This is a genomic window from Pseudomonas sp. 18173 (genome assembly GCF_050432945.1).
GTDB lineage: Bacteria > Pseudomonadota > Gammaproteobacteria > Pseudomonadales > Pseudomonadaceae > Aquipseudomonas.
The window spans coordinates 15266-30834 of sequence record NZ_JBKFTN010000001.1 but is presented as its reverse complement, the minus strand read 5'-3'; the positions used below and the strand labels follow the sequence as shown (position 1 = coordinate 30834).

Below are 15569 nucleotides of genomic sequence, written 5' to 3'. Positions count from 1 at the left end.
GCGAAGCAGCCGCAAAGCTTGGGACCGCTTCGCGCTCCAACGGGGGCAAGCCCCCTCGCCACAGGGTATTCCAATCGCCGTTGTTAGGCGTCTTATAGAAACATCCCTCCCGACGCCTCGATGCGCTGGCCATTGATCCACTGGCTACCCGGCGCCAACAGCAGCGCAATCGCGGCACCGATGTCATCCGGCAAGCCGGCGCGCCCCAGGGCGGTGTTGTTCGCCACCAGCGTGTTCAACTCGGGGTTGTCGCGCACGGCGCCGCCACTGAAATCCGTTTCTATCGCCCCCGGTGCCAGGATGTTCACCGCGATGTTGCGCGCGCCGAGTTCCTTGGCCTGGTAGCGGGTCAGCACTTCCATCGCGCCTTTCATCGCCGCGTAGGCACTGTGCCCCGGCAGGCTGAAGCGGGCCAGGCCACTGGAAATGTTGACGATGCGCCCGCCGTCATTAAGCAATGGCAACAGCGTCTGCGTCAGGAAAAACGGCCCCTTGAAGTGGATGTTCACCAACAGGTCGAACTGTTCGACGGTGGTGTCGACGAAGTTGGCGTGCAGGCCGATCCCGGCGTTGTTGACCAGAAAGTCGAAGCGCTCGCGTTCGAAGTGGCTGTGCAGGACCTTTGCCACGTCGCTGGCGAAGGCGTCGAACTGCTCACTCCGGGCGACGTCCAGTTGCAGCATGACGGCGCGACCGCCGAGGCTTTCGATCTCGGCCACCAGTGCCTGCGCCTCATCGGCGCGGCTGTTGTAGGTGCCGATGATGTCGATGCCTTGGGCGACCAGGTGCAGGGCTGCGTTTTTGCCGAGGCCTCGGCTGGCGCCGGTGATCAGTGCGATTTTACGGTTCATGGGACTTCCTCAGGTGCAGTGGGCGGTTGATGTGAGGAAGTTTATTTATCCGCTTGGTGGTGATAAACAGAGTGAAACCGGAATCACTGGTCGGTTAATCCGAACAATAAAAGAGCAGGCCGATGAACAAACTGGAACTGTTGCGCACCTTTGTCCGTGTCAGCGAGATGTCGAGCTTCACCCTGGCTGGCGAAAGCCTGGGCCTGCCACGCTCAACGGTGTCCGAGCATGTGAAGGCCCTGGAGGTCTTGCTCGGCACTCGCCTGTTGCAACGCACCACGCGCAAAGTGCAGGCGACCCAGGATGGCCTGGTGTTGTACGAGCGCAGCAAGGACCTGTTGTCGCACATGGACGAAATCGAGGGATTGTTTCGCCAGGACGAGGCGTCGCTGGTCGGGCGGATTCGCATCGACCTGCCGAACATTCTCGCGCGCCGGGTGGTGATGCCGCGCTTGCCGCAGTTCATGGCGCGGCACCCGTTGCTTGAACTGGAAATCAGCAGCACCGACCGCCGGGTCGATCTGCTCGCCGAAGGCTTCGATTGCGTGCTGCGCATCGGCGCCCAACCGGATCAATCGGTGGTGGCGCGACACCTGTGTGACTTCACCATGGTCAACTGCGCCAGCCCTGCGTATGTGCAGCGCTATGGCGTGCCCGAGCGCCTGGAAGACCTGGCACAGCATCGGCTGGTGCACTACGTCGGCGTACTGGGCGGGCGTTCGGAAGGGTTTGTGTACGTCGACAAGGGGCAGGTGCAGCGAATGCCGATGGCCGGCAGTGTCACGGTCAACAGCACTGATGCCTACGAGGCCGCCTGCCTGGGTGGTTTCGGCCTGATCCAGGCGCCGAGGATGGGCATGCAGCAATACCTGCAAAACGGTGAATTGGTGGAGGTGTTGCCGCAATTCAACGCGCCGTCCATGGAGGCATCACTGCTCTACGCCCGGCAGCGGCATTTGCCGTTGCGGGTGAGGGTGTTCATGGACTGGCTGGGGGAGGTGATCCGCTCGCAAGCCTGAACCCGGGCTTTTTGTGGGAGCGGGCTTGCTCGCGAAAGCGGTATGTCATTCAGCAATGATGGCGACTGACACTCCGTCTTCGCGAGCAAGCCCGCTCCCACAGGGTTTTGGGTTGGTTCCAGGCCTTTGGATCAGACGTGGAAGTAACCCACGCACGAATCGAACGGCAGGCGTTTGAGTTCGATCTTGTTCAGGTCGAGCACTTCACGCAGGGCCTTGGTTTCGCCCGGGAAGTTGCGGTAGGCCACTTCGTCGAGCACCACGATCGCGCCTTTGGGCATGTACGGCAGGAAGGTTTCCAGCGCGACTTTGGTCGACTCGTACAGGTCGGTGTCGAGGATCAGCATGGCCACGACCAGATCGGGACGGGTCTTGACCCACTCCGGTACGGTCTTGACGATGTCGCCCTTGACCAGCTCGCAACGCGGAATGCGGTTGACCGGGCGCAGCAGGTCGTTGGCGTCGATCATGTCCTGGATCAGCGACTGGTCGGTGTCGGCGAACATGGTTTCGTTGACGTCGGCCGGATCTTCTTTCTTGTCGATGCTCTGGAAGCCTTCGAAGGTGTCGAAGCCGACGATCGAGCGGTTGATCGCATACGGCTCGAGAATCATCGACAGGTGCATGTAGAGCATCAACGAGTTGCCCTTGTACACGCCGCACTCGATGATTGCGCCCGGTACTTCAGCGACCTTCTTGAACAGCTCCATGCGCGACAGCGCAGCGGTCACGCCAATGCGGTTGGCGAAGACGAATGGGGCGTCGGCCACGTATTCGGCATCGACTCGTTTCAGGACGCCGGAACGGGTTTCGTTGTACTGGGCCTCGGCAGGCGTGATGCGACGCTTGGTCATTGCGGGATTCCTTGGAAGTTCGAAAAGTCGTGGACGTGGAAGTAGTCTTTGAAGCCGGCGCCGACATCCGGGCAGGCGCTGTCGACGTTGATCGCGCCGCGCCGGTGCTTGAGGTCGTCGAGGTGCATCAGGCGAAAATCCACGCTGAAGCGGGTTTGTTGCGTGTAATTGGGCACGGTGCCGTGCAGGTGCGAACCGGAGAACACCAGCATCTCGGCGGTGTTGCCGGCAATGCGCAGTTCGCTGGCATCGTTGATCGATTCGGTGGGCACCGGGTGCTGGCGTGCCTCTTCCTTGACGTTGTCCTTGGCGCGCTGGCGTTGTACGTCGATCCAGTCAGACAGGCTCCACTGCGCCGAGGTGTTTTTCACCGGGACATCGAAGTAGGCCGGGTTGATCATCATCGTCTGGTCCGGCTGGATGGTGTAGACCGGCATCCAGGTATTGATCTGGCAGTCGACACCGCCGTACCAGGTATCGCGATGGGGCTTGTAGGCATAGCTGACGCCGGCGTGCAGGTAGTCGTAGTTGGGCACGACACGGATGCGCGGTACGTCGAAAATGAATTCCTCGGGAGCGGCACCGATTTCGTCGGTGAAGCTGCGGATCAGCTCCTTGGCCCGCAGGCTGTTGGTGAACTGGCCCTTGAGGCGGGTGACCAATACCACGAACTCTTCCACCGGCATCAGCGTGTGCAGCGCCTGGTGGTTGGTTTCGCCATCGAAGGCGGCCGTGATGCTTGCCTGCGCGAAAGCACAGAGTTCTTTGGCTGCGCGTAACTGCGTGTTCAGGAAAATATCGCCCGCGTAAATGGCTTCTTTAAAGTCAGCTTTCTGTTGCAGCTGATTGATGTACAGATTCACGGTTCCTCTCCTGAATACATCGAGTGTCTTATGAGTCGGCATCGCGCTAACAAACTGAAGGGTTGCCGGAGGCGTGGTGCGTCAATAAAGCGCAAGCCCTCGAGTTTGTGAGCAAATGCCGTGCCGCTGGACGAAAAAAATCCCGGCGGGAAAACCCGCCGGGATGATGTGCTTCGAACCTGTACCCTGTGGGAGCGGGCTTGCTCGCGAAGGCGGTCTGACCTTCAGCATCGATGTCGACTGACACGCCGTCTTCGCGAGCAAGCCCGCTCCCACAATCAGAACAACTGCGTGAACAACCAGTACAGGCTGCCCGACAGCAGGATCGCCGCGGGCAAGGTCAGCACCCAGGCCATCAGCAGGTTGCGGATGGTCTTCATCTGCAAACCGCCACCGTTGGCGACCATGGTCCCGGCCACACCCGAGGACAGCACATGCGTGGTCGACACCGGCAGGCCGAACATGTCGGCGGCGCCGATGGTCAGCATCGCCACGGTTTCTGCCGAGGCGCCCTGGGCGTAGGTCAGGTGGGTCTTGCCGATTTTCTCGCCGACGGTCACCACGATGCGCTTCCAGCCGACCATGGTGCCCAGGCCCAGGGCGATGGCCACGGCGATCTTCACCCACAACGGAATGAACCGCGTGGCGTTGTCGATCTGTTGCTTGAACAGTTGCAGCTTGCCGTTGGTGTCGGCGTCGAAATTGCCGACCTTGTTCTTGTCCATCAGGCGAATGGTTTCGCTGCTCAAATACATGTCGTTACGCACGTTGCCCACGGCTTCGGCCGGGACTTTGGACAGCGAGCCATAGCTTTTCACCTGGGCGCCGATGCTGCCGGTCAGCGCGGCCAGCGCCGGCACCAATTGCGGGGTCGCCTGCTTGGAGCGCACGTATTCGGACAGCACCGGCCGCGGGTCGGCGGGTGCTGGCAGCGGCGCAGCTTTCACCAATGCTTGCTGGGTGACTTCGGCGACCGCGGCGAACTGCAACGCTTGATCCGCCGGCATGGTGCGGTTCAACGCATACGCCATTGGCAGCGTGCCGACCAGGATCAGCATGATCAGGCCCATGCCTTTCTGGCCGTCGTTCGAGCCGTGGGCAAACGACACACCGGTGCAGGTCATGATCAGCAGGCCGCGAATCCACCATGGCGGCGGGGTCTGGCCCTTTGGCTCCTTGTACAGCGCACGATTCTTGACGAACGCGCGCAGGGCCAGCAACAGCAGCGCGGCGCAGCCGAAGCCGACCAGCGGCGAGAGCAGCAGGGCGTAACCGATCTTGGTCGCCTGGGCCCAGTCCACACCGCTGGTGCCGTCGCGGCCGTGCATCAGGGCATTGGCCACGCCGACCCCGATGATCGAGCCGATCAGGGTGTGCGATGACGACGCCGGCAGCCCCAGCCACCAGGTGCCGAGGTTCCACAGGATCGCGGCGATCAGCAGGGCGAAGATCATCGCGAACCCGGCGGACGAGCCGACTTGCAGGATCAGCTCCACCGGCAGCAGGGCGATGATGCCGAACGCCACCGCGCCGCTGGACAGCAGCACCCCGAGGAAGTTGAAGAACCCGGACCAGACCACCGCCACGTTCGGCGGCAGCGAGTGGGTGTAGATCACCGTGGCCACCGCGTTGGCGGTGTCGTGGAAGCCGTTGACGAACTCGAAGCCCAGGGCGATCAGCAGCGCCACGCCGAGCAGCAGGAACGGCGTCCAGGTGGTCACCACCGTGCCGAGTTCGTTCATGTCGTGCATCAGGCTGTAGGCGGTAAACAACAAGCCGATGGCCAGCACGGCCACAAACACCACGACGGTGATCAGGCTGGGTTTTTTGTCGAATTGCAGTCTGGCGCTACTGGCGGGTGTCGGGGCGGCGGTGAAGGAGGGCGTAGCCATCACAGACATTCCTGAGGAGGGAAGGAGTACCAGTGATAATCGTTGCCAATTGTTACAGGGAGACTGCTCTGGGTCAGTATTTGGTTTTTTTTGCAGGGCCGCTGATCTGAAGTCGAGCGCGGAAAACTGTGGGAGCGGGCTTGCTCGCGAAAGCGGTGTGTCAGCCGACAACAATGTTGGATTTGCCGACGCCTTCGCGAGCAAGCCCGCTCCCACAGGGACTGCAGTTGCGTTCAGTAATCCTGCTGCTTGCGAAACGCCCAGCGTCCGGCGATCACGGTAAAGGTCGCGACCAGCGCCACCAGGATCCAGAAACCTTCCGGGTCACCGGCCAGCGGAATGCCGCCGACGTTCATGCCGAAGAAACCGGCGATGATATTGATCGGCAGCGCCAGCACCGTCACCACCGTCAGGGTGAACAGCGTGCGGTTGGTCTGCTCGTTGATGTTGGCGGCGATCTCTTCCTGCAGCAGCTTGATCCGCTCACCCAGCGCCGTGAGGTCGTTGATGATCAGCGCAAACTCTTCGGTGGATTTGCGCAATTCCTTCACGTCTTCCTTTTGCAGCCATTGCGGGGGTCGGTTGAGCAGGCGCAGCAACGAGCCTGGCTCCAGTGCCAGCAGCCGTTGCAATCGCACCAGCACCCGGCGATTGGCGCCCAACTCGGCGCGGTTGGTCGACAGCCGCGAGGAGAGCAATTCGTCTTCGATCTGATCCACGCTCTGGCTGGTCCTGCGCACGATCTGGGTCAGCACTTCCCCCTGATCGCGCAGCAGATGCACCAGCAGTTCCAGCGGCGAGCGAAAGCATTCCCGGGCTTTCACCGACGAGCGCAATTTGTCCACCGAGTGCAGCGGTTGCAGGCGGGCGCTGATGATCAGCCGGCTACGGGCGCACACCCACAGGGTCGAGACATCCGAGGACACCATGTTGCTGAGGTTGAACACCACGTCGTTGACCACCGCCAGCAACGCGGAGTCGACATGCTCGATGCGTGTAGAGCGCGAGCCCTCGTGCAGGGCTTCGAAAAACTCCTCGGGCAATTCCAGATGGCTCTTCATCCAGCGTTCGCACGCAGCGTGGGCGAGGTTCAGGTGCAGCCACAGGAATTGCTCGTCGCTCTCCGGTTGTTGCAGGTACTGCAAGGCCTCGGCGGAATTGATTTCCCGGCCGGCCTCACCGGGGCGAAAACTGAAACCGTAGAGCAGGCCGAACAGATCCGTGTCGCGATGGCTTTGATCGATGCTGTGGTTCATGAGGACTCGCAAGGGGAGGCGCCTGTCACGTGTTTTACAGGTTCACTTGAGCGGCATGATCGCAAGCCGTGATGACGTTTTTGTGACAGGAAAATAACGTAAACGATTGCTCTACCGGCGGTCGGATTTTTCTCAAGAACCGCTCTGGCACTCCGATCACGCTTGGGTTCAGTTGCGCGCCGCAGGCCTCGGCCGTGATCGCAGACAGGGATGTCCGGACACCTTTCACGCCTTGCCTGGGCGTGCCTCATTCCTGTCATGAGTACCCTCCGATGCTTTTGCAAAAGTCCCTGAGAGCACAAATTCTCGCCCTGTTGAGCGGCAGCCTGCTGGCGATGCTGTTGATTGCCCTGGCGTGCTTTCACTTGCTGTCCAGTGGCGTGCAGCGCTACGCCAATCTGATTGAAGGCCCGCTGCATACTTCGCAATTGATCGATGAAGCCAACCTGCAATTCAAGGTGCAAGTTCAGGAATGGAAAAACGTGTTGTTGCGCGGCAAGCAACCGGCGGACCTGAGCAAGTACTGGGGGCAATTCGAAGAGCGTCAGCGCGATGTGCAAAACATCCTTGGCGAACTGGCCGGGCAGAAGGGTATCGACCCGCAACTCAAGCGCCGCATTGAACGCCTGCGTGACGAACATCGTCAGTTGGGCGCGGCCTATCAGAAGGGCCGGGACGCGTTCGTTGCCGCAGGCGGCGACCCGACGGCGGGCGACACGGCAGTCAAGGGCGTGGACCGCGCCACCAGCGACCAGATGAGTGAACTGGTCAGCGAGTTGCGCAAGCAGGGCGCCGAGCAATCGACCCTGATCAGCGCCAGTGCCGATCGCACGGTGTTGCTGGGGCTTGTCGTGATGCTGGTGTCGGGGCTGCTGATCGGCCTGCTGAGCCTGTGGCTGGTCAACCGCAATCTGGTCGAGCCGATCCGCAAGCTGATCGAATATGTGGCGCAGCTCAGCCAGGGGCGTGTTGCCGAGCGCGTGGCCAGTACCCGTCAGGACGAGTTGGGCAAACTGGCGATGGCCGCCAACACACTGCGCGATTTCCTCGCCGACACTTTCAGCCGCTTGCAGCGCAGCGCGTCGGACCTGGACAGCGCCAGCGGCGAGTTGAATTCGATTGCCACCGTGATGGCGGGCGGCACCAACGAGCAGTTCAACCGCACCGATCAGGTGGCCACGGCGATGAACGAAATGTCCGCCACGGCACAGGAAGTTGCCCGGCATGCCGCCGAAGCGGCGCGGGCCGCCGACGATGCCGACCAGTCCGCCCAGCAGGGCGAAAAAGTCATGCAGGGCACCATCCACACCATCACCCGGATGCGCGGTGAAATCGCCAACACCGCCACGGTCATCCGCCAACTGGAAACCGACAGTGGGCGCATCGGCAAGGTCCTGGAAGTGATTCGCGGCATCGCCGAACAGACCAATCTGCTGGCGCTCAACGCAGCCATCGAAGCGGCCCGCGCCGGTGAGGCCGGGCGCGGCTTCGCGGTGGTGGCCGATGAAGTGCGCAGCCTGGCCCAACGCACGGCGGCGTCGATCATCGAGATCAACCAGATCATCCAGACCGTGCAGACCGGCGCGGTGGAAGCAGCCCAGGCGATTGAAAGCGGTCAATCGCGCAGCGAAGAAAGCGTGCAGCAAGTGACCGAGGCTGGCGCCATGCTCGAACGCATCACCCTGGCCGTGGAAGCCATCCGCGACATGAACCGCCAGATCGCCACGGCCGCCGAAGAGCAGACCTCGGTGGCTGAAGACATCTCGCGCAACCTCACCGAGATCACCAGCATCGCCAGCACCAACCTGGACAACGTACAGCGCACTGAAGCGGCCAGCAGCAACCTGCACGGTTTGTCGGGGCAGTTGAACGAGGTGACGGCGCGCCTGAGCGCCTGAATCCCGAACACAAAAAAGCCGCACGATTGCTCAATCGTGCGGCTTTTTTGTGTTTCGGGATCAGGTGTCCTGTTTGTTTTTCAGGACCTTGCCGTTGGAGGCATCGATGTCCACATCCCACTCGACGTTCTTGGCGTCGCGCAGTTCGATTTCGTACTCGTAACCGTTGAAATGGTTGTCCAGTTCGGTCTTGGTGATCGTTGCACCCGGGTGCAGCTCCAGCGCGATCTTGTTCAAGTCTTCCAGCGGCTTGATCTTGCCGTCCTTGACCAGTTGCGGGATCTCATCGACCCGCACATCGGCCTGGGCCAGGCCCGCGGTGAGGGTCAGGGTTGCAGCGGTCAACAAAACAGTCAGGGTTTTCATGGGATTCTTTCCTTGGGCGATCCGTTCAAGTGAGATCAGGTTAGCGTGAGTAACTTAATCCACCCTTAAAACCCCCTGCATGTCCTGCATCAATCCCTGTGGGAATGTGTGTTCGCCGCAAATTTTGCTGGCACACGCATAACCTGTGGGAGCGGGCTTGCTCGCGAAGACGGACTTACATTCGACATCGATGTTGGCCGGCAAACCGCTTTCGCGAGCAAGCCCGCTCCCACAGGTTTTGTGCAGTTGCGGATCAAAAGCCGTTGCTCTTCAACACCTGATCGACACTCGCCACCGGACGTTTATAAAACTTCAACAACTCACTGGCGCGGTTGGTGAAAATGCCGTCGACCCCGGCGTCCATGACTTTCCGGTAGTCCACCGCCTCGTCGATGGTGTAGACGTGCACCAGCAGCCCCTGAGCGTGGGTGTACTGGTTCATCCACGGTTGCACCAGGTCCGAATAGCTCTGGTCGCCACCCTGGGTCAGTGCGGCGGACGGTCCGGTGCCGATGGCACCCTGGGCCTTGGCGTAGTCGATCCACTGCTGGAACTCGGCTTTGTCCTTCGGTTCCTGTGCGGCGTAGTAAGCGGCTTTGTCCTTTGCGCCGGACTCGGCAAATGTCACCTTGGACTTGGGCTCGATACTGCCTTCACCGACCCACAACAGCAGGATCTTCGGCACCGCCGGCATTTCCTTTTGCAGCAGTTCCAGGCTGCTCTTCTCGAAGGTCTGCAGGACTACCTTGCCTTTACCCTGGCCGACCGCCAGCTCGCTTTTCGCCAGTTTCGAACCGGTCGGGCTCAGCCAGCCGCGGTCCTGAAGTTTTTCCCTGAGGTCATGTTCGATGCCGGGAAACTGCTTCGGCTCCTTGGTCTCGATGTACAGGCCGGGCTTGTGCAGGGCATTGCCCTCGGCGATGTCGATGATTTCATCAAGGGTCAGGATCTTCAGGCCGGCGAAGGCCGGGCGCGCGCGATCCGGGTACGCGGCGTTGAACCAGCTGCCCGCATCCAGGGTTTTCAGCTCGGCCATGGTGAAGGCATTGGCCGGGCTGTCCTTGCGCTCGGGGAATTTGCTGGCGACGTCGGTGGTGCGTTGCAGGTTGTTGTCATGCAGGGCAAACAGCACGCCATCCTTGCTGCGTTGCAGGTCCATTTCCAGGTAGTCGGCACCCAGGTCGCGGGCAGCCTTGTAGGCGGCGGCAGTGGATTCCGGAGCATCGAAAGACGCGCCACGGTGGGCGATCACCGCGGGGTGCGGAATCCCCAAACGGCTTGCCAGTGCCGTGGGGCCGGGTTCGCTGGCGGCCTGGGCCTGGCCGAAGCCGAGCAACAGGCTCAGTAACAGGGCGCTTCTGGTAAAGGGTGCAGGCATGGTCGAGTTCCTTTCGCAATGAGGGGGCGGTTCCTTTTAACAACTGATCATTGCACGCGCTATCGCGATAGCGACACAAACCTGTTCAACGCGGCACTTTTTCAGCGCATTTGTGCGCTTCTTTGCAGTAATCTTGGCCTCGGCCATTTCCCCGGCAGAGGGAAACCCATGCACCTGCCTTGCGTGTAGACCATCGATCAGCGGTCCGTTGCGACCTTATGTGAGGTTTACCATGCGCATCACTTCCCAGCTCATCTGCCAGGCGGCCGACCAACTCAAGGGCTTCGTCGGCCTCAACCGCAAGACCGGGCACTACATCGTGCGCTTCAGTGAAGACTCGTTCGGCATGGACGTGGCGGACGACGGCATCATCCCGACCAGCGAGTTCGTCTGGGTTGCGGGGCCCGGGCAGGCCATGACACTCAAGCGCGAATTGATTCAGTTGTTGCTGGAGCAGAACATCGATGAGCGGGTCAACATCACCGAGCCTTTGCGGGTGTACATGAACCGGCGGGATGTGCCGGAGATTTCAGCGGTTCGCAGCCTTGTTCAGGGCTGAGTTTTTGCGGTGATTTGACGGGCCCTTCGCGAGCAAGCCCGCTCCCACAAGTCTGATGGCAGCACACGAAACCTGTGGGAGCGGGCTTGCTCGCGAAGACGGCCTCAAGCACACCACATCATTTACAAGCTGAACCCGTAGACCCGCTCAACCCGACACACCCGCGTATGACACCGCGCATACCAGGTCGAGCGCCCACGCTCGCGAATCGCACTGTGCTCCGGGTGATGCTTCCACGCCAGAATCGCCGCCTCACTGGCCCAGTACGACACGGTGATGCCCAGCCCGTCCTCGCCCCGAGCCGATTCCACCCCGAGGAACCCCGGCTGTTCACGGGCCAGTTCCAGCATCCGTGCGGCCGCTTCTGCGTAACCCAGGTCGCCCTCGGTGCGCACCGAGGTGAAGATCACCGCGTAATAAGGCGTCGCCGGCGTATCGGCGATCATGCTGGCTGCCCTGCACAGGCGGCGACAAAGGCACCAACCAATGGCGGCAAGACGCCCTTGAGCGCCTCTCGCTCAGGCTGGAACAAGGTCGCGACAAAAAACGGATGGCCGCTGAGTTCGACTGCGCGCAGGCCTTGCTCCGAATCGTGGCCGACGGCGTGAAGTTCACGCTTGAGCAGCTCCCCTTCGAACTGTGGATTCACCCCATAACGACAGCGATAGCCTTCACGAATCTCGGCGCATCCGTACGCCTCGGCGATCAATGAGCCTTCACGCAAATGAATGCTATCGACGGCTTCCACCAGCGCGCACGTCAGCGGTGTCAGCAGCGCCCGCGTTGCATCGGGCGCCATCTCGCCGTGCTCGGCATCCGACCAGCCCAGCACATTGCGCGCATATTCCAGCACCGCGTGTTGAAAACCGCCGCAGGTGCCGAGGAAAGGTCGCCGTTGTTCGCGGGCAAAACGGATCGCGTGTAATGCGCCGTCCATGTTGCGATACGGGCTGGCCGGTACACACCAGAAGCCGTCGTAGGTGTGCAGCGGTGTCCCGGTATGGATTTCATCGGTGGCCAGCCACTGCCATTGCAGGTTCAGGCCGGTGTGTGCGGCGACCTTTTCGAGGGCGATGGGTATGGCCTGGTGGGCGGTGACCTGTGGGTCGTGGTCGCCGATCAGGGCGATGCGAATCGGGCTGTTTTCCATGGGGGGCCTCTGCACTTGTTGATTCCTGGTGCCCACTATAGATTGGCGCTCACGCACTCAATATTGGCGTTTTCCCAAGTGATCAATGCAGCGACGCACTATCGACTGGACTACCCGGACCTGGCCCTGATCCTTGCGCTGGTGCGCGGCGGCTCTCTGGCCCGGGCTGCGCAGCTGTTGAAGGTGGATGTCTCGACGGTGTTTCGAGCGGTTCGCCGGCTGGAGGCTGCACTGGGTCAGCAACTGTTCGAAAAGAGTCGCGCCGGTTACCTGCCCACCACCCTGGCGCAGTCCCTGGCTGAACAGGCCGAGCGCGCCGAGCAGGCGCTGGAGGCGGCGCGCATCGGTGTGGAGCAGGGCGGTGAAGTGATCAGCGGCATCGTGCGCCTGACCTGTACCGATTCGGTCCTGCAAGGTTTGCTGTTGCCGGCGCTGGCGCAGTTCATGCCGAACTATCCGGCGCTGACGCTGGAACTCAGCACGTCCAATGATTTTGCCAACCTTAGCCGTCGGGATGCCGATATCGCCCTGCGCCTGACCCGCACGCCACCGGAGCACCTGGTGGGACGGCGACTGGCGGATATTTCCTACCGCGTGTGCGCCAGCGAGCGATACCTGCAATCGATCAACAACACAGACCTGGCCGCATTGACCTGGATCGCCCCGGACGACTTCCTGCCCGATCACCCCACCGTTACCTGGCGCCGCCAGGCCTTGCCGGGCGTAACGCCGGGCTACCGCTGCAACAGCATGCTGTCGGTGACCGAACTGGTCAGGGCGGGGCTGGGTGTCGCGGCCTTGCCGGACTTTCTGATCGGCGACGAATTACAGCCGCTGGGCGAGCCGCTGCACGGATACGACACCGCGCTGTGGCTGCTGACCCGTCCCGACTGCCGCGCCTTGCGCTCGGTGGTCACCTTGTTCGACGAGTTGGGGCGGGCGCTGAAACTGCCGTGAAGCCGTTCAGGCTTTTGGCTCATCCTGGCGCACGAAGTGTTGATGCATTTCGCTGGTCAGGTTTTCGATGCGCTCGGTGAGGGCCTTGGTCATCTCCGTGAGGCGGGTGTTCTGCTCAAGCAGTTCCAACAGTTGCGCGGTGTTTTTCGCAGCTTCCGCCTGCCGTTCGCTGTTGGCGATTGCCAGCGCTTCGCGATGCTGTGCATCGGCATCGGTCTGGGCTTTGTCCCGCGCGGCCTGGCGAGTCTGGGCCAACAGGATCAATGGCGCGGCATAGGCCGATTGCAGGCTGAAAGCCAGGTTGAGCAGGATGAACGGGTACGCATCGAAGTGGGTGAAACCGGACAGGTTGAGGCACACCCAGGCCACCACGATCAGCGTTTGTGCGCCAAGAAAGGTCGGGGTGCCAAAGAATCGGGCAAAGGCTTCGGCGCGCAGGGCAAACTTGTCATTGCCAAAGGTCGGCGCCAGGTGGGCATGGGGGCGATGGAAACGCAGGTGATCGACGGCGGCGGTTGCGTGGTTCGTGGTGGTCATGATGCTCTCTGATTGTCGCTGGGACTGAGGCTCACTATAGCTCCAGCGTCATTCAGGCAGTGCTATCACCCGGATTGCATCATACGGCCGACGTTTGCAGGCAGGTGTTGCCGGTGTTGACACTGACCTTGTTGCGCCCGGTGTTCTTCGCGGTGTACAGGGCTTTGTCAGCGTCATCGAGCCAGGCCGTTGCATCGGTAAAAGACGCTTGATAGGCCGCCAGGCCGATACTCAGGCTGACCCGCAATTCGGGCACTTCCCGATGCCGATAGTCCTGCAGCACTTTGCGCAAACGTTCCATGACGTCCATGGCCTGATTCAGCGGCATGTTGGGCAGAATCACGCAAAACTCGTCACCGCCATAGCGACCGGCCAGATCACCTTCACGCAGGTTGCATTGGAGCTCGATGCTCAACTGACGCAATACCGAGTCACCAATGATGTGACCGTAGGAGTCATTGATGGCCTTGAAGTGGTCGATGTCGATCAGTGCGATGCAGGCTTGCTCCTGACGCTGGCTGCACTCGCGAAACTTCAGTTGCAGCAAGTCCTTCCAGGCACCGTGGTTCAGAAGCCCGGTCAAGCTGTCGGTGCGGCTCAAGGCGCTGAGCGTGCGTTTATGCTCCGATAATTTGATCGTCAACCGATAGCAGACCATGCCCAACACCAACGGGTAGAGCGTCAGCATCGGCAAGCACGCCCACACCTGCAATTGCGTGGTCGACAGGGTGTATGCCGCGCCAAACAGCGACCAGGAAATCATTACGCCCGCCGCCTGGCTGAGACTGCCCAGCAGGAACACCCGTTGGCCACCGGCAGCGACGTTGTTCATCGCCATCATCGCCAGAATGGTCACGGTGCAAAGCGGATTGAACTGAAAGGTCGCGACCCAAAAGCCTCCGCACAGCGAATCGTAAAGCAGATTGCGCCGTTCGGCCTTGTAGGGAAACGCCGAGCGACTCGACAGTTGATACGCGAGATGAGGCCAGACAAAACCATTGAGCGCCAGCACAACCCAGATCCAGGCTGGCAGGTGCAGCGGATACAGTGCGGCGGCCACACTGACGCTGCCGATGCCCAAACCGATGGTTCGAGGCATGTAGATGCGTCTGGCGAATGACAAGCCCTTGCCGTGTTGTTTATCCATAATTTCCTGCGCCAGATTCATTCTGAAACACTTTATAGCATGGGACCCAGTATTACCGTTCACCGGTAAAAACGGCGCACATTGTCACTTATTCCAGCCGAAATAATCAGCGTACTTCGAAGCCATCGGGTTGTGGCAAGTGCTGCAAGCCGGGGATCTAGAGCTGGTAACAGGCCAGGAACATGTCCAGTGCGGAATCCGCCACCGTGGTTTGCTCCTCGGCTGACAAGCTGGGCTGCCCCATGGAAATCTGTGGCCAGAATGCAAAGGACTTGAGCAGGCCATGGATCTGCTGAGCGGCGAATTCGGGAGCCACGGCCTTCAATCGGCCATCGGCCTGGGCGGCGCGAATCCACACCGTCAGCCCTTCTTCGCGTTCGCCCATTCGCGCCACCATGTCCTGCGCGCGCCCCGGGGAATGAATCGCCGCCGCTATCGCCACCCGAGCCAGGTCAAGAAAGTTGTCATCGCCCAACATTTGCAGTTTGGCCATCAGCAACACGCGCAGTTGATCGCGCAGCGGCAGGTCGGGACGGTAGGACGTTTCCTGTTTTGCCGTTACCCGGGTCCATAACTGTTTGAGGATCTCGGCGAACAACTCTTCCTTGCTGGGGAAATGGTTGTACACCGTGCGCTTGGACACCCCGGCAGTGGCCGCAATCTTGTCCATGCTGGTGATCTCGAAACCGTTGTCACGGAATTCGTTGATCGCCGCCTGAATGATCGCTTGGCGTTTTCGGTCGGTGAGGCGCTGTGGAGCTGTCATAAGTACGCTTCGGCAGGAAGAAGGGTGGAATTACACTCGGTAGTTTACTTGTCACCGACTTTGATGCAACCTAGAA

Annotated in this window: 16 protein-coding genes; 4 read left to right on the top strand and 12 right to left on the bottom strand. The window is 61.0% G+C overall.

The features are described 5' to 3' along the window. Window positions 1-92 precede the first annotated feature (92 nt). On the bottom strand, window positions 93-851 hold the full coding sequence (locus ACLD1X_RS00135; RefSeq protein WP_429365617.1) for an SDR family NAD(P)-dependent oxidoreductase: 759 nt from the start codon (window positions 849-851) through the stop codon (window positions 93-95). Between the two features lie 122 nt (window positions 852-973). Between ACLD1X_RS00135 and ACLD1X_RS00130 the strand changes: the two genes are divergently transcribed. Continuing rightward, window positions 974-1870 (top strand): LysR family transcriptional regulator, encoded by an 897-nt coding sequence (locus ACLD1X_RS00130; RefSeq protein WP_429365616.1) that lies wholly within the window; start codon window positions 974-976, stop codon window positions 1868-1870. 131 nt (window positions 1871-2001) lie between these two features. On the opposite strand, the gene ACLD1X_RS00125 is transcribed toward ACLD1X_RS00130, so the two are convergent. From ACLD1X_RS00125 to ACLD1X_RS00110, 4 genes are all read right to left on the bottom strand, one after another. Continuing rightward, window positions 2002-2724, bottom strand: coding sequence for a TylF/MycF/NovP-related O-methyltransferase (locus ACLD1X_RS00125; protein ID WP_085717129.1), 723 nt, complete (start codon window positions 2722-2724; stop codon window positions 2002-2004). After that, entirely contained in the window at window positions 2721-3587 is an 867-nt protein-coding gene (locus ACLD1X_RS00120; protein WP_429365615.1) for a hypothetical protein, read from the bottom strand. Before ACLD1X_RS00120 ends, ACLD1X_RS00125 begins: the two co-directional genes overlap by 4 nt. A gap of 278 nt (window positions 3588-3865) precedes the next feature. Continuing rightward, a complete protein-coding gene (locus tag ACLD1X_RS00115) occupies window positions 3866-5479 on the bottom strand; it encodes an inorganic phosphate transporter (RefSeq protein WP_429365614.1) in 1614 nt (537 codons plus the stop codon). Window positions 5480-5712: 233 nt separating this feature from the next. Next, entirely contained in the window at window positions 5713-6735 is a 1023-nt protein-coding gene (locus ACLD1X_RS00110) for a transporter (RefSeq protein ID WP_429365613.1), read from the bottom strand. A gap of 272 nt (window positions 6736-7007) precedes the next feature. Between ACLD1X_RS00110 and ACLD1X_RS00105 the strand changes: the two genes are divergently transcribed. Then, complete coding sequence (locus tag ACLD1X_RS00105) at window positions 7008-8633, top strand: methyl-accepting chemotaxis protein (protein WP_429365612.1); 1626 nt, start codon at window positions 7008-7010, stop codon at window positions 8631-8633. Between the two features lie 60 nt (window positions 8634-8693). On the opposite strand, the gene ACLD1X_RS00100 is transcribed toward ACLD1X_RS00105, so the two are convergent. Then, window positions 8694-8999, bottom strand: coding sequence for a PepSY domain-containing protein (locus tag ACLD1X_RS00100; protein WP_429365611.1), 306 nt, complete (start codon window positions 8997-8999; stop codon window positions 8694-8696). 253 nt (window positions 9000-9252) lie between these two features. Further along, the gene (locus ACLD1X_RS00095; RefSeq protein WP_429365610.1) at window positions 9253-10377 is read right to left on the bottom strand and encodes a glycerophosphodiester phosphodiesterase; all 1125 of its coding nucleotides are present in this window, start codon (window positions 10375-10377) and stop codon (window positions 9253-9255) included. Window positions 10378-10609: 232 nt separating this feature from the next. Here ACLD1X_RS00095 and ACLD1X_RS00090 point away from each other — a divergent pair, with 232 nt between their 5' ends. Continuing rightward, complete coding sequence (locus ACLD1X_RS00090; protein WP_429365609.1) at window positions 10610-10936, top strand: DUF2025 family protein; 327 nt, start codon at window positions 10610-10612, stop codon at window positions 10934-10936. A 122-nt stretch (window positions 10937-11058) separates the two neighbouring features. On the opposite strand, the gene ACLD1X_RS00085 is transcribed toward ACLD1X_RS00090, so the two are convergent. Beyond that, on the bottom strand, window positions 11059-11382 hold the full coding sequence (locus tag ACLD1X_RS00085) for an antibiotic biosynthesis monooxygenase family protein (protein WP_429365608.1): 324 nt from the start codon (window positions 11380-11382) through the stop codon (window positions 11059-11061). Beyond that, entirely contained in the window at window positions 11379-12086 is a 708-nt protein-coding gene (locus tag ACLD1X_RS00080; protein WP_429365607.1) for a CTP synthase C-terminal region-related (seleno)protein, read from the bottom strand. The genes ACLD1X_RS00085 and ACLD1X_RS00080 overlap by 4 nt, the downstream gene beginning before the upstream one ends. Before the next feature lie 15 nt (window positions 12087-12101). On the opposite strand from ACLD1X_RS00080, the gene ACLD1X_RS00075 reads away from it, so the two are divergent. Further along, complete coding sequence (locus ACLD1X_RS00075; protein ID WP_429365606.1) at window positions 12102-13043, top strand: LysR family transcriptional regulator; 942 nt, start codon at window positions 12102-12104, stop codon at window positions 13041-13043. Between the two features lie 6 nt (window positions 13044-13049). Here the strand turns inward: ACLD1X_RS00075 and ACLD1X_RS00070 are convergent, their stop codons facing one another. The 3 genes from ACLD1X_RS00070 to ACLD1X_RS00060 form a co-directional block, all read right to left on the bottom strand. Continuing rightward, window positions 13050-13580 (bottom strand): DUF1003 domain-containing protein, encoded by a 531-nt coding sequence (locus tag ACLD1X_RS00070; protein WP_429365605.1) that lies wholly within the window; start codon window positions 13578-13580, stop codon window positions 13050-13052. Between the two features lie 79 nt (window positions 13581-13659). After that, on the bottom strand, window positions 13660-14727 hold the full coding sequence (locus ACLD1X_RS00065; protein ID WP_429365604.1) for a diguanylate cyclase: 1068 nt from the start codon (window positions 14725-14727) through the stop codon (window positions 13660-13662). A gap of 157 nt (window positions 14728-14884) precedes the next feature. After that, on the bottom strand, window positions 14885-15493 hold the full coding sequence (locus tag ACLD1X_RS00060; RefSeq protein WP_429365603.1) for a TetR/AcrR family transcriptional regulator: 609 nt from the start codon (window positions 15491-15493) through the stop codon (window positions 14885-14887). Window positions 15494-15569 lie beyond the last annotated feature (76 nt).